The sequence below is a fragment of the Streptococcus oralis genome (assembly GCF_001075875.1).
GTDB lineage: Bacteria > Bacillota > Bacilli > Lactobacillales > Streptococcaceae > Streptococcus > Streptococcus oralis_I.
Genome location: NZ_JUOS01000158.1, coordinates 1 through 252, shown reverse-complemented (window position 1 = coordinate 252; position 252 = coordinate 1). Strand labels below are relative to the sequence as shown.

Sequence of the window (252 nt, the reverse complement as noted above, 5' to 3'; positions counted from 1 at the left end):
TGGAGGATTACCCAAGTCCGGCTGAAGGGAACGGTCTTGAAAACCGTCAGGCGTGTAAAAGCGTGCGTGGGTTCGAATCCCACATCCTCCTTTATTATTAACGCGGGATGGAGCAGCTCGGTAGCTCGTCGGGCTCATAACCCGAAGGTCGTAGGTTCAAATCCTGCTCCCGCAATAAGGCTCGGTAGCTCAGTTGGTAGAGCAATGGATTGAAGCTCCATGTGTCGGCGGTTCGATTCCGTCTCGCGCCAT

At 54.4% G+C, this 252-nt stretch carries 3 tRNA genes; all 3 read left to right on the top strand.

What is annotated here, in order from left to right:
• Position 1: 1 nt before the first annotated feature.
• The 3 genes from ADM33_RS08635 to ADM33_RS08625 all read left to right on the top strand — a co-directional run bounded on the left by ADM33_RS08635 (position 2) and on the right by ADM33_RS08625 (position 251).
• A tRNA-Ser gene (locus ADM33_RS08635) sits at positions 2 to 91 on the top strand.
• Positions 92 to 101: 10 nt separating this feature from the next.
• Positions 102 to 175 (top strand) — tRNA-Met (locus ADM33_RS08630).
• Between the two features lie 3 nt (positions 176 to 178).
• Positions 179 to 251, top strand: a tRNA-Phe gene (locus ADM33_RS08625).
• The last annotated feature ends 1 nt before the right edge of the window (position 252 follow it).